The sequence below is a fragment of the Enterobacter sp. RHBSTW-01064 genome (genome assembly GCF_014103035.1).
GTDB classification, from domain to species: Bacteria; Pseudomonadota; Gammaproteobacteria; order Enterobacterales; family Enterobacteriaceae; genus Enterobacter; species Enterobacter mori.
Genome location: NZ_JABXOU010000005.1, coordinates 210,722 through 229,461, shown reverse-complemented (window position 1 = coordinate 229,461; position 18,740 = coordinate 210,722). Strand labels below are relative to the sequence as shown.

Here is an 18,740-nt window from a genome sequence, read left to right as displayed (position 1 = left end):
ATGATGTTTCTGGCAGGGGCTATTTTTCTGTTTACGCTGGTACTGGTCATTTGGCAGCCCAGAGGGCTCAGTATCGGCTGGAGCGCCACCATCGGCGCCGTGCTGGCGCTGGCCAGCGGCGTGATTCACATTAACGATATTCCGGTCGTGTGGAATATCGTCTGGAACGCCACGGCAACGTTTATCGCCGTCATCATCATCAGCCTGCTGCTGGATGAGTCCGGCTTTTTCGAGTGGGCGGCGCTGCACGTTGCCCGCTGGGGGAACGGTCGCGGGCGATTGCTGTTTACGTATATCGTGCTGCTGGGTGCAGCCGTGGCGGCGCTGTTTGCCAATGACGGTGCGGCACTGATCCTGACCCCTATCGTTATCGCCATGCTGCTGGCGCTGGGGTTCAGCAAGCAGGCCACGCTGGCGTTTGTGATGGCGGCGGGTTTTATCGCCGATACCGCCAGCCTGCCGCTGATTGTGTCCAACCTGGTCAACATCGTGTCGGCAGACTTCTTTAAGCTGGGATTCAGCGAATATGCCTCGGTGATGATCCCGGTGGATATCGCCGCAATTGTCGCAACGCTGGTGATGCTGCACCTCTTCTTCCGTAAGGAAATTCCCCCGGAATATGACCTGTCAAAACTCCGCGAGCCCGCGCGCGCCATTCACGACCTCCCGACGTTCAGAACGGGCTGGATCGTCCTGCTGCTGCTTCTCGTCGGTTTCTTCGTACTTGAGCCTCTCGGCATTCCGGTCAGCGCCATTGCGACCGTCGGCGCGCTGATTTTATTCGCTGTCGCAAAACGCGGACATGCGATAAACACCGGAAAAGTGCTGCGCGGCGCACCGTGGCAGATCGTCATCTTCTCGCTGGGGATGTATCTGGTGGTGTATGGCCTGCGCAATGCCGGGCTGACGGACTATCTCACAGACGTATTGAATAACCTCGCCGGACACGGGCTGTGGGCCACCACGCTGGGAACCGGGTTCATCACCGCGTTCCTGTCATCCATAATGAACAATATGCCCACGGTGCTGATTGGCGCGCTCTCCATTGAGGGCAGTACGGCAACGGGACTGATCAAGGACGCGATGATTTACGCCAACGTGATTGGCTGCGATCTGGGGCCGAAAATCACGCCTATCGGTAGCCTCGCCACCCTGCTCTGGCTTCACGTGCTGGCGCAGAAAAACATGACGATCACCTGGGGCTACTATTTCCGGACGGGCATCATGATGACGCTGCCGGTCCTGTTTGTGACGCTCGCCGCGCTGGCGCTACGTCTCTCCTTCACACTGTAATGAGCCACTGATATGAGCCACATCACTATCTACCATAACCCCGCCTGCGGCACCTCGCGCAACACGCTGGAGATGATCCGCAACAGCGGCACGGAGCCAGAGATTATCCTCTATCTGGAAACCCCACCGTCGCGCGATAAGCTGACCACGCTGATTGCCGATATGGGCATTTCAGTGCGGGACCTGCTGCGTAAAAACGTGGAGCCCTATGAGCAGCTTGGCCTTGCCGAAGCTAACTTCACCGACGACCAGCTTATCGATTTTATGCTGCAACACCCGATCCTGATTAACCGTCCGATCGTGGTAACGCCGCTTGGCACCCGCCTGTGCCGCCCGTCTGAAATCGTCCTCGACATCCTGCCTGATGCGCAGAAAGGGGCGTTTACGAAAGAGGATGGCGAAGCCGTCGTGGACGCCAGCGGGAAAAAAATCGACCACAGGTAGGTCTGACTGGGGCGAGTGGTGCCTAACGGCCGCCCTCGCCCGCTATCCGCCCAACCATCGCGCGGATCTCCTCCCGGCTTAAGGGCTTGCGGTCGGTGACAAAATGCAGCGTCATCCCTTCAATAAACGCATCCAGCGCGCGGGTGGTGACCGGGTCGAACCACTGCTCCAGCGTGTCCTGGCTCATCTTCATCCAGTCCTGCATCACCGTTTTAAGGGCCGCGCTGCGGTGCATAAAAGCGTACAATTGGTACATCAGCGCCATGTTGTGCGGCGTGGTCACCTGCGAGCTGTGGATCAGCGTAGTGATGGACTCACACGCCATTTCAGGGCCGGTCACACCGGCAAAGAAATCCCGATACTGCTGCGACATCTGCCGGGTAAACCACGTAAAGGCCTCTTCCAGCAACGATTCCATACCGTCAAAATAGTAGGTCATCGACCCCAGCGGTACGCCCGCGCAGGAGGCGATTTTACGGTGCGTGACGGCGTGAATACCGTGCTCAGCGATGGTGTCCAGCGTCGCCTGGAGTATTTTTTCCCGGCGGTGCGGATCGTTGGGTGGTCTGCTCATAAATTCCTCATCCGGTTTATGTACAAATGTACACAAACTTGCTAGTGTTGTCGCTATTGTTGTACTTCTGGTGCTACCCCAATGACGTTGACCTCTCCCCGTAAGGCCCTGCAATTACGCATGTGGGCGCTGTTTATGTTCTTCTTTATTCCCGGGCTGCTGATGGCCTCCTGGGCCACGCGCACCCCGGCTATTCGCGATATTTTGTCCGTCTCTACCGCCGAGATGGGCATCGTGCTGTTCGGCCTGTCGATAGGCTCCATGAGCGGCATTCTCTGCTCCGCGTGGCTGGTTAAACGCTTTGGCACGCGGGCGGTGATCCGCACCACCATGTGCTGCGCGGTGTTCGGGATGATGGTGCTGAGCGTGGCGCTGTGGTTTGCCTCGCCGGTCCTGTTTGCTCTGGGGCTGACGGTCTTTGGCGGCAGCTTCGGCGCGGCGGAAGTAGCGATTAACGTCGAAGGGGCATCTGTCGAGCGTGAGATGAACAAAACCGTGCTGCCGATGATGCATGGCTTTTACAGCCTCGGCACGCTGGCGGGTGCGGGAGTGGGGATGGCGCTGACGGCGTTTGGCGTGGCGGCCAATCTGCATATTTTACTGGCGGCGCTGGTGTGCATTATTCCGATCCTGACGGGCATCCGGGCGATCCCGGACGGCACCGGTAAGAACTCCGCTGGCGAACAGCACTCGGCCGAAAAAGGGCTGCCCTTCTACCGCGACTTCCAGCTGATGCTGATCGGCGTGGTGGTGCTGGCAATGGCGTTCGCGGAAGGTTCCGCCAACGACTGGCTACCTCTGCTGATGGTGGACGGTCACGGCTTCAGCCCGACCTCCGGCTCGCTGATTTACGCCGGGTTTACGCTGGGGATGACCGTCGGGCGCTTCACCGGCGGCTGGTTTATCGACCGCTACAGTCGCGTAGCGGTGGTGCGCGCCAGTGCCCTTCTCGGCGGGTTAGGCATCGCGATGATCATCTTTGTGGACGTGGACTGGATTGCAGGCATTTCCGTGATCCTGTGGGGACTGGGAGCATCACTTGGCTTCCCGCTGACCATTTCCGCCGCCAGCGACACCGGCCCGGATGCGCCAACGCGCGTCAGCGTAGTGGCGACCACCGGTTACCTCGCCTTCCTGGTGGGACCACCGCTGCTCGGTTTCCTCGGGGAGCACTACGGCCTGCGCAGCGCCATGCTGGTGGTATTAGGGTTAGTCATTATCGCGGCGCTGGTGGCGCGCGCGGTGGCAAAGCCGGAAGCAGAACAAACGACACTGGAGAAGGGATATGAGCGTTAAACTGATTGCAGTCGACATGGATGGCACCTTCCTGAGCGATGCGAAGACGTACAACCGCACGCGTTTTCTGGCGCAGTACGCGCGCATGAAGGCGCAAGGCATTCGCTTCGTGGTCGCCAGCGGCAACCAATACTACCAGCTGATCTCCTTTTTCCCGGAGATCGCGCATGAGATTGCGTTTGTTGCCGAAAACGGCGGCTGGGTCGTGAGCGAAGGTGAAGATGTCTTTAATGGTGAACTGTCGAAAGCCCATTTCGAGACCGTCGCGAACGTGTTAAATGACGTTCCGGGCATTGAGATAATTGCCTGCGGCAAAGGCAGCGCCTACACCCTCAAAGCCTATGACGATGCCTTCATCGATATGGCCTCAAAATATTATCACCGCCTCGAAAGGGTCAGTGATTTCGATAACCTGAACGATATTTTCTTCAAGTTTGGGCTTAACGTTTCCGATGATGAAATTCCGCGTATTCAGGCGCTGCTGCATGAAAGGCTGGGCGATATTATGGTGCCCGTCACCACCGGTCACGGCAGTATCGACCTGATTATCCCCGGCGTGCACAAAGCTAACGGCTTGCGCATTTTGCAGGCGCGATGGGGCATAGAGAACAGCGACGTGGTGGCCTTTGGCGACAGCGGCAACGACGTAGAAATGTTGCGCCAGTCAGGGTTTAGCTTTGCGATGGCCAATGCCAAACCGCATATTAAGGCGGTCGCCCGGTTTGAAGCGCAGCATAATAACGATGAAGGCGTTTTAAACGTGATTGAGAAGGTGTTGAACGGGGAGGCACCTTTTAATTAATACCGTGCGGTCTGGTGCCCTCACCCTAACCCTCTCCCACGGGGAGAGGGAATAATAATTAGGGTTGCAGGGCGCTGCCGATGCGTTTGTCTTTCAGGAACACCACCATTAATCCCACCCACAGCACGCCGTTGGCAAGGTTGAACAGGCTGAACAGCCCGTTGCCGCCAAACGCGTAAGCGTGCTTGCTCACCTCAATTCCGACGGTAAAAATCAACATCTGCAGCATGCCCATCGCGGCGGACACCGTGCCTTTACTCATTTCGCTGGCAAACAGCGTCAGGCGCACCAGTCCGGCATTCGCCACGCCAATACCAAAGGCATAGACGCTCAGCCCCGCGGTCATCCACAGGTAGGCGTGGGAAGAGGCCACCGTAGCGACCGCAGCCATGACCAACCCTGCCGCAATCGGCCAGCCGCCCATAATAATCAGCGAGCGAACGGTGCGGCGCGACGTCAGACGTGCCAGCACGAGGTTACCGGCGATCAGCGCGCCAAAGATCGGCACCTGCAGCAAACCGTACTCGTAACTGCTGAGCTTCTCACCGCTGATGATAATGACGGGCGACTGCGCAATCCACGCCAGCAACGGCAGGCTGACAAAGCCCGTCGCCAGCGCACCCGCGACAAAGCGGCCATTTTTCAACACCTCTTTGTAGTCGCGTCCCAGCTCTTTCAGGGAGAGCTTTTCACCCAGACGCGTAGCCGTTTCCGGCATCGCACGGTGCAGACCAAAGAAGGAGATGGCAGCAAGGGCGGCGAAGAGTATGAACATCCCCTCCCACGGCGCAACGTGCACCCAGGCTGCGCCCACCAGCGGTCCCAGCAGCGGCGCAATCAGCGCCACGTTCGCCATCAGCGCGGTGATTTTGATACACACCGCCTCTTCAAACGACTCCTGAATAGCGGCATACCCCACGGCACCGATGAAGCACAGGCTCACCCCCTGCAGGAAACGCAGCAGGGTAAATTGTTCAATGTTTTGCGCCAGCAGCGTGGCAAGACAGGTGACGATAAACCACACCACGCCGGTCAGCATCACCGGACGACGACCAATACGGTCCGACAGCGGCCCTAACAGCCACTGTAAAAACATGCCGCCCGCCAGATAGGCGGTCATGGAGGTCGGCACCCACTCGATACCCGCGTTGTACTGTTCTACCACGGCCAGCATACCGGGCTGGATCATATCGTTGCCGATATAGGTAGAGAATTCGTAGAGCACCAGACACAGAGGGAAAAGTAACGCCTGACGCCCCAGACGATTACCAGAAGAAGAACGGTTTAACATGCAATCTCTTTATGATGAAAAAATCGCGATGAGTGTAATGAATTGCCGCAGCCCGAGATAGCAAATTATCGATAGTAAACAGAAATAAAGCACTTATCGTCGTCGTTTAAGGTTTCCTTAAGTTGACAGTTTTATGATAGCCCTATTTTCACGTCACTGACCCTAATTATGGCCTACACCTTCAGCCCTTCAGAATTGTCTAACTTGCCGACAAATAAGACAAAAGACCTTTACCGTTTGCCCCTGCGCTTTTATGGTTATCAGCTTTTCGTGCTGATTGTCCTCGCCGTTCTGTTTACCTGGCTTTCACGCGACGAAACGCTCGACAGATGGATCACCGATTTCTGGTATGACGCAGCGACGCGCCATTTTCCGTTGCAGCAAAACCCGATGCTGGACCTGCTCAACCATCGGCTGGCGAAGTATGTCTCTATCGCCCTGGCTGCGGTTGCGCTGATTTACGGTGTCGTCAAGCGCAATGCCCGACTGGTCACGGCTGCGCTTCTGATGGGGCTGGGTGCGCTGGTTGTCGGCGTGCTGAAAAGCATTAGCCACCATAGCTGTCCGTGGGATCTGGTGGAGTATGGCGGGAAGGCGGTTTCTTACCCCCTGTTTAGCGCGGTACCGGCAGACAGCGGACCGGGCCGTTGCTTCCCGGGCGGCCACTCGTCAAGCGGCTTTATGGTGATGGGGCTGTTTTTTGCCTTCTGGCGCGAACGTCCACGTCTGGCCTGGAGTTTCGTCGTGCTGGGTGCGGTATTGGGTCTGGCCATGGGCTACGGTCAGGTCATGCGCGGGGCGCATTTTTTCTCTCACAACCTGTGGGCTGGGTGGTGGGTCTGGTTTTCCCAGGTGGTGGTCTATGGCCTTGTTTCCGCCTGGTTTGCGAAAGAGTGACGACATTATGTTAGAGAATCTGAACTACGGACTGTTTTATTTCATCAACGCCACGCCAGCCTCGCCGGAATGGATGATTGATTTCGCCACCTTTGTTGCCAGAGATTTGATCTCGATTGTGCCTGTACTGGCCGTTGTTCTCTGGCTGTGGGGTCCGCGTAAAGAGGTCACTGCACAGCGCCAGCTGGTGATCAAAGTGGCGATGGCCATCGGTGTCAGCGTAGTGACCAGCTATCTGTTGGGACATGCCTTCCCCCACGACCGTCCGTTCGTCGATCGCGTTGGGTATAATTTCCTGCACCATGCGCCTGATGACTCCTTCCCAAGCGATCATGGCACCGTGATTTTCACCTTCGCCCTGGCGTTCCTGTTCTGGCATCGCCTGTGGTCTGGCGCAGTGCTGATGGGTATCGCGCTGGCCATCGCCTGGTCCCGCGTTTATCTTGGCGTTCACTGGCCGCTGGATATGGTGGGCGGGTTCCTGGTGGGGCTGATCGGCTGCGTGAGCGCGGCGATCCTGTGGAGCCTCTTTGGCCCGGCGCTTTACCGCGGGCTGTCTCAGCTGTATCGCGTGCTGTTTGCCCTCCCGATCCGCAAAGGCTGGATACGTGACTAATCCCGTTCCGACAGGTTACACTTGAGCCCCCGCCCTGCGGGGGTTCACTTTTTCATCCTGAGGATCTATGGAAACACGACGCGATGACCGCATTGCTCAGCTGCTCCAGGCGCTGAAGCGCAGTGATAAACTGCACCTCAAGGAAGCCGCCACGCTGCTCGGCGTCTCTGAGATGACCATTCGTCGGGATCTTAACAGCGACAGCGCCCCCGTTGTGCTGCTGGGCGGATACATCGTCCTCGAGCCGCGTAGCGCCAGCCACTATCTGATCAGCGATCAAAAAACGCGTCTGGTGGAAGAGAAGCGCAAAGCGGCACGGCTCGCGGCCTCCCTGGTGCAGCCGCATCAAACCCTGTTTTTTGACTGCGGGACCACCACGCCGTGGATCATCGAAGCCATTGACAGCAGCCTCCCGTTTACCGCCGTCTGTTACTCATTGAACACCTTTCTGGCGCTGCAGGAGAAACCCGAATGCCGGGTGATCCTCTGCGGCGGTGAGTTCCACGCCAGTAATGCCATCTTTAAGCCGCTGAACCTGCAGGACACGTTGAGTAACTTATGCCCGGATATCGCGTTTTATTCTGCGGCGGGCGTGAACGTGCGTCAGGGCGCGACCTGCTTTAACCTGGAAGAGTTACCCGTGAAGCACTGGGCGTTAAATGCCGCGCAGTATCATGTGCTGGTGGTGGACCACAGCAAGTTTGGCAAGGTGCGTCCGGCAAGAATGGGCGAGCTGGCGCAGTTTGACGCTATTGTGAGCGATTGCCGCCCGGACGACGAGATTGTGGCCCATGCGAAGGCGCAGCAGGTAAAGTTGATGTATTGAGGTTATGCCGGGTGGCGGCTTTGCCTTACCCGGCCTACAACGGCTCGAACGTAGGCCGGGTAAGCGCAGCGCCACCCGGCAAAAAACTTAGTTGAACCAGCTGCCAAACCACCCGTGGAATTTCATCAGTACGAAATCCCACATCCGGCTGAAGAATCCGCCCTCTTCTACCGCTTCCATCACGATCAGCGGACGCTGTTCAATCGACTTGCCGTTAAGCTGGAAATCAATCGTCCCGACGACCTGGCCTTTTTTCAGTGGAGCCGTGAGCTGCGGGTCGGTCAGGGTAAAGCTGGCTTTCAGGTTTTTCAGCTGACCGCGCGGAATGGTCACTGAACCGGCCTCACCCGCGCCCAGATTCACCTCGCTCTTATCGCCAAACCAGACGCGCTGGCTGACGAACGTGGCATCCGGCTTAATCGGCGTCACGGTTTCAAAGAAGCGGAAGCCCCAGGTCAGCAGTTTTTCTGATTCATTAAAGCGAATTCGATCGGTTTTGGTGCCCAGCACCACCGAAATCAGGCGCATATCGCCCTGGGTAGCGGACGCGACCAGGTTATAACCCGCGCCCGCCGTGGTGCCGGTCTTCATCCCGTCCACGTTGACGTTGCTGCTCCACAACAGACGGTTGCGGTTCTGCTGACGGATCTTATTGAAGGTAAACTCTTTCTCTTTGTGGATCGCGTATTCGTCCGGTACGTCATGGATCAGCGCTTTCCCCAGCAGCGCCATGTCACGCGCGGTACTGAACTGCCCCGGCGCATCGAGACCGTGGACCGTTTTAAAGGTGGTGTTGGTCAGGCCCAGTTTTTGCGCATAGCCATTCATCAAACCAATGAACGAATCCTGGCTGCCCGCGACGTAATCGGCCAGCGCGATACACGCATCATTTCCCGACTGAATGATCACACCTTTATTCAGATCGGAAACGGAGACCTGATCCCCGGGCTTCAGGAACATCACCGACGAGCCCCGCAGTGCCGGGTTACCGGTCGCCCAGGCATCTTTCCCGACGGTGACCATATCATCAAGCTTAATTTTGCCTGCTTTCAGCGCCTGACCCACCACGTAGCTGGTCATGATTTTGGTCAGGCTTGCCGGGTCGAGTTTCTCGTCGGCATTCCCTTCCGCCAACACTTTACCGCTGGCGTAGTCCATTAAGATCCAGGCGCGGGCATCCACCGGTGGCGCTTCGGGCGCCGCCTGTTCCGCCGCGTAGAGCGTTGGGGCAAAAAGGAAGAGGAGCGCAGAGCCTGCCGCCAGGCTGCGCAGAGAAGTCAGTTTTCGCGTCATAAATGCCACCCGAGTGTCCATTCAAAAAATTACGTCACATCACCGTGTCGCAAGAAGCGATGAGTAATAGCGCACTAAAACGGTTAAAGAAACCCAACCAGGGTAAAGTTATTAAAGTTTATGCAATAACATTCATTTACGCTTTGATTCAGGCGATTTTTTTGTCTTCTGTTGCGTAATTGTTAGGTTTATCTCACCATGGCGAAAAGCTGACTCGGATTCACATCTCATCGGGAGTAAATATGATTACGCTGTGGGGCAGGAACAACTCAACCAACGTGAAGAAAGTGCTCTGGACGCTGGAGGAGCTGGATTTACCGTTCAATCAAATCATGGCCGGCATGTCGTTCGGCGTGAACAAAGAGGCTGACTACCTGGCGATGAACCCGAACGGGCTGGTGCCGCTGCTGCGCGACGATGAGACCGATGCCACGCTGTGGGAGTCCAACACCATTGTCCGTTACCTTGCAGCGCAGTACGGTCAGGGCCGTCTGTGGGTAGAGAGCCCGGCCCAGCGTGCTCAGGGTGAAAAATGGATGGACTGGGCAAACCAGACGCTCTCTCCCACTCACCGCGTGATCCTGATGGGACTTATCCGCACGCCGGAAGCCGAACGTGACTATCCCGCCATTCATGCAGCCCAGGACACCTGCGAGACCCTGTTTGCGATGATGGACGACGAGCTGGCGAAGCACAAATGGTTCTCAGGCGACGCGTTCGGCGTGGGCGATATTGCGGTTGCACCATTCGTCTGGAATCTGACCAATATGGGTCTGAAATGGACGCCGCGCCCTCACCTCGAGCGCTGGCTTCAGCAGCTTACCGAGCGCCCGGCGTACCGTAACGCGGTGATGATCCCGGTTACCTGATTACGTACCGGACGGGCTGACTTTCAACAGCTGCCCGTCCGTCTCGTCGGTCAGGACATATAAATAGCCGTCCGGCCCAACCCGCACATCGCGAATACGCCTATCTTTATCACCCAGAATACGCCCGTCTTCCGTCACCTTATTGCCGTCGACGCTCAGCACGATGACGTCTTTCTCCTTCAGCGCGCCGATAAACAGTTTGTTTTTCCACTGCGGGAAGACGTCGCTGTTGTAAAACGCCATGCCGCTCACCGCAGGGGAAACCTTCCAGACAAACAGTGGTTTTTCCGTTCCCTCCGCGTGTTCGCCTTTGGCTTCCGGAATTTTCAGGCCGCTGTAGTTGATGCCGTGGGTCGCCAGCGGCCAGCCGTAATTCTTCCCTTTTTCCGGGATGTTGATTTCATCCCCGCCGCGCGGGCCGTGCTCGTTAAGCCATAGCGTGTCGCTCCACGGGTTCATCGCCATCCCCTGCGGGTTACGAATGCCGTAGGACCAGATTTCAGGCCGCGCGCCGGCGGTGTTTACAAACGGGTTATCCGGCGGCACCTTCCCGTCCTCCGTCAGGCGCACCACTTTGCCCTGAAGCTTGTCCAGATCTTGCGCCGTTGAACGCTCATTGTTCTCCCCTAAAGCAATAAACAGGTACCCTTTGCCGTCGAACACCAGCCGACCGCCAAAATGGTTCCCGGTGGAGAGTTTCGGCATCTGGCGGAACACCACCTCGAAGGCTTCAATGCGCGACAGATCGTCGCTCAGCCGACCGTAGCCCACCGCCGTGCCCGCATTCCCGTCATTTCCCACTTCGGCATAGCTCAGCCAGATGCGTCGCGATTGTTCAAAATCAGGTGCCAGCACCACGTCCAGCAAACCGCCCTGGCCGTTTGCCCACACCCTGGGCACGCCGACAATCGGGTCAGACAACCCTTTTCCGGCCTGCCAGTGTTTCAGCTGGCCGCCTCTGAGCGTGATGAGCACGCCTTTATTGTCAGGCAAAAAGGCCAGTGACCAGGGGTGATCGAGTCGGTTCTGCAACACCTCGACCTTTACCGCGTCAGGGGCAGCGAGGAGAGAAAAAGGGAAAAATAACGCAGGCAGTAAAATCAGCGAGGATCGATGCATAACGCGCTCCTTTATCGGCATATGGCATAAAGATTAGCCACAACGTTCGGGCGCGTTACCACTTTTACAAAAGCTTAAGCAGAAGGGGGAGTCGCCTCCCCCGGGCTCAGTGCTGGGCAAGCTTCGCGTGCTCGTTCAGACACATGATGCAAAGAGAGAGCGTTGTCAGGCAGTTTTCAAGCTTCTCCGCGTTAACAGCGATAAAATTCGGGCAGTCGTGGCGTCCGTTCATCAAACATACCCCTGCAATGGAGAGCACCTCAGCGGCGCGGCGCAGCGCCATCAGCTCGCTTTCGTCGTATTCCGCTTTCAGGGTCGGTGCTTTTTCACGCATGAAATTGCAAAGTTCAAACAGGTTATCACGCAGATGTTCGCTTTCGCTGACTGACATATAGCCTTTTGCCTTCCTGAGCTGCAGATACGCGGCCAGGTCGATTCGGGCGTTGATCAGCTTGTTAAGCAGATCGCGTTTCAGTCTGTCAACGGACATGCTATTTCCTCCTCTGTCAGTCATGTTGCACATTCAGAATAAGGTCATTTTTTGTACAATTTAATGCCTGAGATCAATAATTCTTAACTGATTAACATTCTTTACAATGTTACAACCTTTCCTCACCGCATCCGCCATGCAAAGAATGTATAAATCCCCCGCGATACGCTGTAAAATCCCGCCCTGATAACTCCATAATTGATGAATTTTTAACCTATGAGCAATGTTACGCACCAGCCGAAAATCGGCTTCGTCTCCCTCGGCTGCCCGAAAAACCTGGTGGATTCCGAACGCATCCTGACCGAACTCCGTACCGAAGGCTATGACGTGGTGCCAAGCTACGACAATGCCGACATGGTGATCGTCAACACCTGCGGCTTTATCGACAGTGCGGTTCAGGAGTCTCTGGAAGCCATCGGTGAAGCCCTGACCGAAAACGGCAAAGTCATTGTCACCGGCTGCCTGGGCGCGAAAGTGGATCAGATCCGCGAAGTGCATCCGAAGGTGCTGGAGATCACCGGCCCGCACAGCTACGAGCAGGTGCTGGAACATGTTCATCACTACGTGCCAAAACCCAAGCACAACCCGTTCCTGAGCCTGGTGCCGGAACAAGGCGTGAAGCTGACGCCGCGCCACTACGCGTACCTGAAAATTTCCGAAGGCTGCAACCATCGCTGCACCTTCTGCATCATCCCGTCCATGCGTGGCGATCTGGTGAGTCGTCCAATCGGTGAAGTGCTAGCGGAAGCCAAACGTCTGGCCGACGCGGGCGTGAAGGAGCTGCTGGTCATCTCCCAGGACACCTCAGCCTACGGCGTGGACGTGAAACACCGCTCCGGTTTCCACAACGGTGAGCCGGTGAAAACCAGTATGGTCGGCCTGTGCGAGCAGCTTGCGAAGCTCGGTATCTGGACGCGTCTGCACTACGTCTACCCATACCCGCACGTTGACGATGTGATCCCGCTGATGGCGGAAGGCAAAATTCTGCCGTACCTGGATATCCCGCTGCAGCACGCCAGCCCGCGTATTCTGAAGCTGATGAAGCGTCCTGGCTCCGTTGACCGCCAGCTGGCGCGCATCAAGCAGTGGCGTGAAATCTGTCCGGATCTGACCCTGCGCTCCACCTTCATCGTCGGCTTCCCGGGTGAAACCGAAGAAGATTTCCAGATGCTGCTCGACTTCCTGAAAGAAGCCCGTCTGGACCGCGTTGGCTGCTTCAAGTACAGCCCGGTAGAGGGCGCAACCGCCAACGAGCTGGCGGACCAGGTACCGGAAGAGGTGAAAGAAGAGCGCTGGAACCGCTTTATGCAGCTGCAGCAGCAGATCTCTGCTGAGCGCCTGCAGGAGAAAGTGGGCCGCGAAATTCTGGTGATTATCGACGAAGTGGACGAAGAGGGCGCGATTGGCCGCAGCATGGCGGACGCCCCTGAAATCGACGGCGCGGTGTACCTGAACGGTGAAACCAACGTTAAGCCGGGTGATATTATTCGCGTGAAGGTTGAAAACGCGGACGAGTATGACCTGTGGGGTAGCCGGGTTTAATTACATTCCCCTCACCCCGGCCCTCTCCCCAAAGGGGCGAGGGGGAAAACCGCACCGAGCAGTCCCCTCTCCCCTCCGGGGAGAGGGTTAGGGTGAGGGGCAATAAACCTACCCCTTAATCCTCGGATCCAGCGCGTCGCGCAGCCCGTCCCCCAGCAGGTTAAACGCCAGCACGGTCAGGAAAATCGCCAGACTTGGGAAGATCGCCACGTGCGGTGCAATCACCATATCTGCTCTCGCCTCGTTCAGCATCGCGCCCCACTCCGGCGTGGGAGGCTGCGCCCCTAACCCCAGAAACGACAGGCTGGCCGCCGAGATAATCGACACGCCGATACGCATGGTGAAATAGACCACGATGGACGACACCGTACCCGGCAGAATATGGCTGAACAGGATGGTGGCATCGCTGGCCCCCATACTGCGGGCGGATTCGATAAAGGTCTGCTGTTTTAGCACCAGCGTGTTGCCGCGCACCAGACGGGCGAAGGCCGGTATCGAAAAGACCGCGACCGCAATGATGACGTTCGCCATGCCGCTGCCCATGATCGCCACCACGGCAATCGCCAGCAGAATGCCGGGGAAGGCAAACAGCACGTCGCAGATGCGCATGATGATGCGGTCCCACCAGCCTTCGTAATACCCGGCGACGAGACCCAAAACCGTGCCTATCGCCGCGCCGATCAGCACCGCAAAGACCCCGGCGGCCAGCGAGATCTGCGCCCCCACCAGCACGCGGCTGAAGATATCCCGCCCGAGCGAATCCACGCCGAACCAGTGCATCATCGACGGCCCGTCGTTCAGACGGTCATAGTCAAAATAATTTTCCGCATCAAACGGCGCGACCCACGGTGCAACGATAGCCACCACAATCAGCAGCAAAACAAACAGCCCCGCCGTCATCGCGACAGGCTGACGGCGAAAACGCCGCCAGAATTCAGACCACGGAGTGCGGATGTGCTCCGGCTTTAGCCCCGGCATAGCATTTAATACGGCCTGACGACGCCAGTTCAACAATCGCATCTTACTTGTACCTGATGGCCGGGTTAATGGCGGCGTAAAGCACGTCCACCACTAAGTTGATAAGAATAAACTCCAGCGAGAACAGCAGGACTTCCGCCTGAATCACCGGATAATCGCGCATGTCGACCGAATCGACCAGCAGACGCCCCAGCCCCGGCCAGTTGAAGACCTTCTCCACCACAATAGAGCCGCCCAGCAGGAAGCCAAACTGCAGCCCCATCATCGTGACTACCGGGATCATCGCGTTGCGAAAACCGTGCTTGAGGATGACCCACTTCTCGCTGACCCCTTTCGCCCGCGCGGTGCGGATGTAGTCTTCACTCAGCACGTCGACAAACGAGGCGCGGGTAAAGCGCGCCATCACAGCCGCCACGGCTGCGCCAAGGGTCATCGATGGGAGAATGTAGTGCTTCCAGGTATCCGCGCCCACGGTCGGCAGCCAGCCCAGTTCCACGGAGAAGATCTGCATCAGCAGCATCCCGAGGGCGAATGCCGGGAAGGAGATGCCGGTCACGGCCAGCGCCATACCCAGTTTATCCGGCCAGCGGTTGCGCCAGACGGCGGCGACAATTCCCGCACCGAGACCAAACACCACCGCCCAGCCCATGCTGGCAAGGGTTAACCAAAAGGTCGGCATAAAGCGGCTGGCAATCTCTTCCGACACCGGGCGACGCGACACCATCGAGGTGCCAAAATCGCCCTGCAGCACGTTGCCCATATAGTGCAGGAACTGCATATACAACGGCCTGTCGAGACCCAGCTGCTTGCGCACCAGTTCAATAACGGTCGCATCCGCCTCCGGCCCGGCAATCAGCCGCGCCGGATCCCCCGGCAGCATATGGACAAACAGAAACACCAGCACCGCCACAATCAACAGCGTCGGGATAAGCCCCAGCAGGCGTTTACAAACATAATTCAGCATGAGGTTTATTTTAAATCCGCGTCGTCAAAGCTAAAGCCCGTATCCGGCATGATATAGAACCCGGTCAGCGCTTTGTTATGGGCGGAGACCAGTTTTTCCACCACCAGTGGCACCCACGGCGACTCTTTCCAGATGATATCCTGAGCATCTTTATACAGCCGCGCTTTCTCTTCCGGTTTGGTGGTTTTCAGGGCATCGGCCAGGTCTTTATCCACCTGCGGGTTGCTGTAGAACGCGGTATTGAACAGCGTTGGCGGCCAGTTCTGTGAGGCAAACAGCGGTGACAGCGCCCAGTCGGCTTCACCGGTGGAGGCGGTCCAGCCGGTGTAGAACATCCTCACGCCGCTCTCTTTCTGCCCTTTGCCCTCCACTTCAGCCGCACGCTGTCCGGCATCCATCGCGGTCACCTGCGCCTTGATGCCGACCTGCGCCAGCTGCTGCTGGGTAAACTGCAGCACCTTCTGGGCGGTACTGTGGTTATGCGACGACCACAGCGTGGTGCTGAAGCCGTTCGGGAATCCCGCCTCTTTCAGCAGTTCGCGCGCTTTGGCCGGATCGTAAGGCCACGGCTGGTAGCTTTGCGCATAGGCGATAGCTGGCGGCACCACGCCGGTCGCCGGGGTGGCATAGCCCGCAAAGGCCACTTTCACCAGCGCCTGGCGGTTAATGGCATAGTTGATGGCTTCACGCACCTTCGGGTTATCGAACGGTTTTTGCGTGACGTTCATGCTGATGTAGCGCTGCATGATTGACGGGCTGGCAACCAGCTCCAGCTTGCTGTTTTTCGCCAGCAGCGCTGCCTGCTCATACGGGATCGGGAAGGCAAACTGCGCTTCACCGGTTTGCAGCATCGCCGCGCGGGTGTTGTTATCCACCACCGGGCGCCAGGTAATGGTGTCGAGCTTCGGCAAGCCCTGCTGCCAGTATCCGGCGAATTTCTTCACCTTCACAAAATCGGTTTGATTCCAGGTAAGCAGTTCGTACGGGCCGGTGCCTACCGGGTGGAAGCCGATCTCTTTGCCGTATTTCTTCAGCGCCGCTGGCGAAATCATTGCCGTTGCCGGATGCGCAAGGATATTGATAAACGCGGAGAACGGCTCTTTGAGGGTGATCTTCACGGTTGCCGGGTCGACCGCCTCGGTACTGGCGATATTTTTATACAGGTTGTAGCGCTTCAGGCTATTTTCCGGATTGCTGGCGCGGTCGAGGTTGACCTTTACCGCTTCAGCATTGAAATCCGTGCCGTCCTGGAACTTCACGCCGGAACGCAGCTTGATGGTATACACCAGCCCGTCGTCCGAAACGGTATAGCTCTCCGCCAGCACGTTTTTGAGCTTCATCTCTTTATCCAGGCCAAACAGCCCCTGGTAGAACGATTTCGCCACCGCCTGCGACAGCGTGTCGTTAGCATCATACGGATCGAGCGTCGTAAAATTAGAGCCGACCGCCACGACCACGTCTTTGGCAGCGAACGCGGGGGCGACGGCCAGCGCCGCCGTCACGCTCGCGGCTAACAGCCATGTACGAGCAACAAATTTAACCATTGTGTTCTCCTGCCTGGTGTACGTTATAACCGCGAGAATGCATTGTCCTGACGCGGTGGTGCGACAAAATGACCGGGACCGACTTCCCGAAGCGTAACGCGCTCCAGGGTTTCGCCCCGTTTACGAATATTGCTCGGCATTTCATCCTGCAGCAGCACGCGCTGGGCGTGGTGATGCGCAGGATCGGCAACCGGCACAGCGGCCATCAGCTTGCGGGTGTAAGGATGCTGCGGGTTTTCAAATACCGCCCGCCGCGGGCCAATCTCAACAATTTGCCCCATGTACATCACCGCAACACGGTGGCTGATACGCTCCACCACCGCCATATCATGCGAGATAAACAGGAAGGCAATGCCCATATCCCGCTGTAAATCGAGCAATAAATTGATGATTTGCGCGCGGATAGAGACATCCAGTGCCGAAACGGACTCATCGGCAATCACGACTTTTGGATTCAGCGCCAGCGCCCGCGCAATGCAAATGCGCTGCCGCTGTCCGCCGGAAAACTCGTGGGGATAACGCCAGGCATGTTCAGACTTCAGCCCGACGCGCTCCAGCAGCCAGGCCACGCGACGCTGCGCCGCCTCGCCGTCGAGCAGGTTATGCACCCGCAGCGGCTCCATGATCGAATACCCCACCGTATGACGCGGATCGAGAGAGGCATAGGGATCCTGGAAAATAAACTGAATATCCCGGCGCACGGCCTGCAGCTTACTGTCTGGCAGGGTGTCGATACGTTCGCCGTTAAAGGTAATGGTCCCGGCCTGGGTCTCCACCAGCCTGAGCAGCGCGCGTCCGGTCGTGGATTTACCGCAGCCCGACTCCCCCACCAGCGCCAGCGTTTCGCCCGGCCAGAGATCAAAACTGACGTTTTCAACCGCATGGACTTCGCGCTTCACGCGATTGAACACCCCGCTGCGCAGCGGAAAACGCGTGACCAGATCGCGGACTTCCAGAATGGGCCTGCCCGGCACCACCGTATCTTGCTCGGTTTCAGCCGTCTGCACGCCCGCCTCGCCCTGAGCCATCAACGGAAAACGGCGCGGTAAATCGCTGCCGTTCATCGCCCCAAGACGCGGTACCGCCGCCAGCAGCGCTTTGGTGTAAGGATGAACAGGCGCATGAAAAATCTGCTCAACCGTGCCCGTCTCCACGGCGTGCCCCTGGTGCATAACCAGTACGCGGTCGGCGATATCCGCCACCACGCCCATGTCGTGGGTGATAAAAATCACCCCCATCTCCATCTCCTGCTGCAGCACTTTGATCAGCTGCAGGATCTGAGCCTGAATCGTCACATCCAGCGCCGTTGTCGGCTCGTCGGCGATCAGCACCGCCGGACGGCACGAGAGCGCCATCGCAATCATGACGCGCTGGCGCATCCCGCCGGAAAGCTGATGCGGATAGCGCCCCAGAATGGCCTGCGCTTCAGGAATGCGCACCCTCTCCAGCATCCGCTTCGCTTCGAGAAGCGCTTCATCGCCGCTTAACCCCTGATGCAGGCGGATGGACTCGGCAATCTGCTCGCCCACCGGAAAAACCGGGTTCAGCGAGGTCATCGGCTCCTGGAAAATCATGGCGATATCCGCCCCACGCACGCCCTGCATCTGCGAACCACTCAGTTCATTTAAATCAATGACCTGACGGTTACGGCGGCGCAGGAGCATTTTCTCGCTGCCGACCTGCCCGCCCGTTTGCTCCAGCAGGCGCAACAATGCCAGTGCGGTAACCGATTTACCGGAACCAGACTCACCGACGATGGCCAGCGTTTCGCCGCGATGCAGCGAAAACGATAAATTCTGTACTGCGGGGATGAACTGCCGCTCCTCCTGAAACGCAATATTCAGCTGATGGACAGCCAATACCTGGCGGTTGTCCAGCTCTTCACTGTGCGGCACGTTTTGC

General features: G+C 57.7%; 18 protein-coding genes. 9 read left to right on the top strand and 9 right to left on the bottom strand.

What is annotated here, in order from left to right; genetic code table 11:
- The first annotated feature begins 3 nt into the window (after positions 1-3).
- Together HV355_RS16485 and arsC are read left to right on the top strand one after the other, a co-directional pair.
- Positions 4-1,293: an arsenic transporter gene (locus HV355_RS16485; protein WP_182402839.1), complete on the top strand. Its 1,290-nt coding sequence runs from the start codon at positions 4-6 to the stop codon at positions 1,291-1,293.
- A 12-nt stretch (positions 1,294-1,305) separates the two neighbouring features.
- Positions 1,306-1,737, top strand: coding sequence for a glutaredoxin-dependent arsenate reductase (gene arsC / locus HV355_RS16480; RefSeq protein WP_182402689.1), 432 nt, complete (start codon positions 1,306-1,308; stop codon positions 1,735-1,737).
- 22 nt (positions 1,738-1,759) lie between these two features.
- Here arsC and HV355_RS16475 read toward each other — a convergent pair whose 3' ends face one another.
- Positions 1,760-2,311, bottom strand: coding sequence for a TetR family transcriptional regulator (locus HV355_RS16475; protein ID WP_010429031.1), 552 nt, complete (start codon positions 2,309-2,311; stop codon positions 1,760-1,762).
- A gap of 81 nt (positions 2,312-2,392) precedes the next feature.
- Here HV355_RS16475 and HV355_RS16470 point away from each other — a divergent pair, with 81 nt between their 5' ends.
- The gene (locus tag HV355_RS16470) at positions 2,393-3,607 is read left to right on the top strand and encodes an MFS transporter (RefSeq protein ID WP_182402687.1); all 1,215 of its coding nucleotides are present in this window, start codon (positions 2,393-2,395) and stop codon (positions 3,605-3,607) included.
- The gene (locus HV355_RS16465) at positions 3,597-4,409 is read left to right on the top strand and encodes a Cof-type HAD-IIB family hydrolase (RefSeq protein ID WP_010429026.1); all 813 of its coding nucleotides are present in this window, start codon (positions 3,597-3,599) and stop codon (positions 4,407-4,409) included. Before HV355_RS16470 ends, HV355_RS16465 begins: the two co-directional genes overlap by 11 nt.
- A gap of 58 nt (positions 4,410-4,467) precedes the next feature.
- Here HV355_RS16465 and HV355_RS16460 read toward each other — a convergent pair whose 3' ends face one another.
- Entirely contained in the window at positions 4,468-5,700 is a 1,233-nt protein-coding gene (locus HV355_RS16460) for an MFS transporter (RefSeq protein WP_010429024.1), read from the bottom strand.
- Positions 5,701-5,868: 168 nt separating this feature from the next.
- Between HV355_RS16460 and HV355_RS16455 the strand changes: the two genes are divergently transcribed.
- From HV355_RS16455 to deoR, 3 genes are all read left to right on the top strand, one after another.
- The gene (locus HV355_RS16455; protein ID WP_182402685.1) at positions 5,869-6,597 is read left to right on the top strand and encodes a phosphatase PAP2 family protein; all 729 of its coding nucleotides are present in this window, start codon (positions 5,869-5,871) and stop codon (positions 6,595-6,597) included.
- A gap of 7 nt (positions 6,598-6,604) precedes the next feature.
- Positions 6,605-7,213, top strand: coding sequence for an undecaprenyl-diphosphate phosphatase (gene ybjG / locus HV355_RS16450; protein ID WP_126543525.1), 609 nt, complete (start codon positions 6,605-6,607; stop codon positions 7,211-7,213).
- Positions 7,214-7,280: 67 nt separating this feature from the next.
- Entirely contained in the window at positions 7,281-8,039 is a 759-nt protein-coding gene (deoR, locus tag HV355_RS16445; RefSeq protein ID WP_010429018.1) for a DNA-binding transcriptional repressor DeoR, read from the top strand.
- An 87-nt stretch (positions 8,040-8,126) separates the two neighbouring features.
- Here the strand turns inward: deoR and dacC are convergent, their stop codons facing one another.
- Positions 8,127-9,332: a serine-type D-Ala-D-Ala carboxypeptidase gene (gene dacC, locus HV355_RS16440; RefSeq protein ID WP_108416088.1), complete on the bottom strand. Its 1,206-nt coding sequence runs from the start codon at positions 9,330-9,332 to the stop codon at positions 8,127-8,129.
- Positions 9,333-9,574: 242 nt separating this feature from the next.
- On the opposite strand from dacC, the gene HV355_RS16435 reads away from it, so the two are divergent.
- Entirely contained in the window at positions 9,575-10,201 is a 627-nt protein-coding gene (locus HV355_RS16435; protein WP_174340621.1) for a glutathione S-transferase family protein, read from the top strand.
- Here HV355_RS16435 and HV355_RS16430 read toward each other — a convergent pair whose 3' ends face one another.
- Both HV355_RS16430 and bssR read right to left on the bottom strand, forming a co-directional pair.
- Entirely contained in the window at positions 10,202-11,320 is a 1,119-nt protein-coding gene (locus HV355_RS16430; protein ID WP_182402683.1) for a PQQ-dependent sugar dehydrogenase, read from the bottom strand. It lies immediately after the preceding gene.
- A gap of 106 nt (positions 11,321-11,426) precedes the next feature.
- On the bottom strand, positions 11,427-11,810 hold the full coding sequence (gene bssR / locus HV355_RS16425) for a biofilm formation regulator BssR (protein ID WP_108415945.1): 384 nt from the start codon (positions 11,808-11,810) through the stop codon (positions 11,427-11,429).
- Between the two features lie 216 nt (positions 11,811-12,026).
- On the opposite strand from bssR, the gene rimO reads away from it, so the two are divergent.
- Positions 12,027-13,352, top strand: a complete 1,326-nt coding sequence (gene rimO, locus HV355_RS16420) for a 30S ribosomal protein S12 methylthiotransferase RimO (RefSeq protein ID WP_120158415.1) — start codon at positions 12,027-12,029, stop codon at positions 13,350-13,352.
- 108 nt (positions 13,353-13,460) lie between these two features.
- Here the strand turns inward: rimO and gsiD are convergent, their stop codons facing one another.
- From gsiD to gsiA, 4 genes are read right to left on the bottom strand one after another with little or no spacing between them, the layout of a single operon-like run.
- Positions 13,461-14,372 carry a glutathione ABC transporter permease GsiD gene (gene gsiD / locus HV355_RS16415; protein ID WP_010429000.1) on the bottom strand — a complete coding sequence of 304 codons (912 nt, stop codon included), beginning with the start codon at positions 14,370-14,372 and terminating at the stop codon, positions 13,461-13,463.
- 1 nt (position 14,373) lies between these two features.
- Positions 14,374-15,294 carry a glutathione ABC transporter permease GsiC gene (gsiC, locus tag HV355_RS16410; protein ID WP_120158414.1) on the bottom strand — a complete coding sequence of 307 codons (921 nt, stop codon included), beginning with the start codon at positions 15,292-15,294 and terminating at the stop codon, positions 14,374-14,376.
- A 5-nt stretch (positions 15,295-15,299) separates the two neighbouring features.
- Positions 15,300-16,838, bottom strand: coding sequence for a glutathione ABC transporter substrate-binding protein GsiB (gene gsiB, locus HV355_RS16405; protein WP_108415930.1), 1,539 nt, complete (start codon positions 16,836-16,838; stop codon positions 15,300-15,302).
- A gap of 23 nt (positions 16,839-16,861) precedes the next feature.
- Positions 16,862-18,733: a glutathione ABC transporter ATP-binding protein GsiA gene (gene gsiA / locus HV355_RS16400; RefSeq protein ID WP_148399798.1), complete on the bottom strand. Its 1,872-nt coding sequence runs from the start codon at positions 18,731-18,733 to the stop codon at positions 16,862-16,864.
- Positions 18,734-18,740: the final 7 nt, after the last annotated feature.

Bases quoted from the DNA above. Each gene is read 5' to 3' on its own strand.
- HV355_RS16485 (WP_182402839.1), top strand. From the start codon at position 4: ATGTTTCTGGCAGGGGCTATTTTTCTGTTTACGCTGGTACTGGTCATT.
- arsC (WP_182402689.1), top strand. From the start codon at position 1,306: ATGAGCCACATCACTATCTACCATAACCCCGCCTGCGGCACCTCGCGC.
- HV355_RS16475 (WP_010429031.1), bottom strand. From the start codon at position 2,311: ATGAGCAGACCACCCAACGATCCGCACCGCCGGGAAAAAATACTCCAG.
- HV355_RS16470 (WP_182402687.1), top strand. From the start codon at position 2,393: ATGACGTTGACCTCTCCCCGTAAGGCCCTGCAATTACGCATGTGGGCG.
- HV355_RS16465 (WP_010429026.1), top strand. From the start codon at position 3,597: ATGAGCGTTAAACTGATTGCAGTCGACATGGATGGCACCTTCCTGAGC.
- HV355_RS16460 (WP_010429024.1), bottom strand. From the start codon at position 5,700: ATGTTAAACCGTTCTTCTTCTGGTAATCGTCTGGGGCGTCAGGCGTTA.
- HV355_RS16455 (WP_182402685.1), top strand. From the start codon at position 5,869: ATGGCCTACACCTTCAGCCCTTCAGAATTGTCTAACTTGCCGACAAAT.
- ybjG (WP_126543525.1), top strand. From the start codon at position 6,605: ATGTTAGAGAATCTGAACTACGGACTGTTTTATTTCATCAACGCCACG.
- deoR (WP_010429018.1), top strand. From the start codon at position 7,281: ATGGAAACACGACGCGATGACCGCATTGCTCAGCTGCTCCAGGCGCTG.
- dacC (WP_108416088.1), bottom strand. From the start codon at position 9,332: ATGACGCGAAAACTGACTTCTCTGCGCAGCCTGGCGGCAGGCTCTGCG.
- HV355_RS16435 (WP_174340621.1), top strand. From the start codon at position 9,575: ATGATTACGCTGTGGGGCAGGAACAACTCAACCAACGTGAAGAAAGTG.
- HV355_RS16430 (WP_182402683.1), bottom strand. From the start codon at position 11,320: ATGCATCGATCCTCGCTGATTTTACTGCCTGCGTTATTTTTCCCTTTT.
- bssR (WP_108415945.1), bottom strand. From the start codon at position 11,810: ATGTCCGTTGACAGACTGAAACGCGATCTGCTTAACAAGCTGATCAAC.
- rimO (WP_120158415.1), top strand. From the start codon at position 12,027: ATGAGCAATGTTACGCACCAGCCGAAAATCGGCTTCGTCTCCCTCGGC.
- gsiD (WP_010429000.1), bottom strand. From the start codon at position 14,372: ATGCGATTGTTGAACTGGCGTCGTCAGGCCGTATTAAATGCTATGCCG.
- gsiC (WP_120158414.1), bottom strand. From the start codon at position 15,294: ATGCTGAATTATGTTTGTAAACGCCTGCTGGGGCTTATCCCGACGCTG.
- gsiB (WP_108415930.1), bottom strand. From the start codon at position 16,838: ATGGTTAAATTTGTTGCTCGTACATGGCTGTTAGCCGCGAGCGTGACG.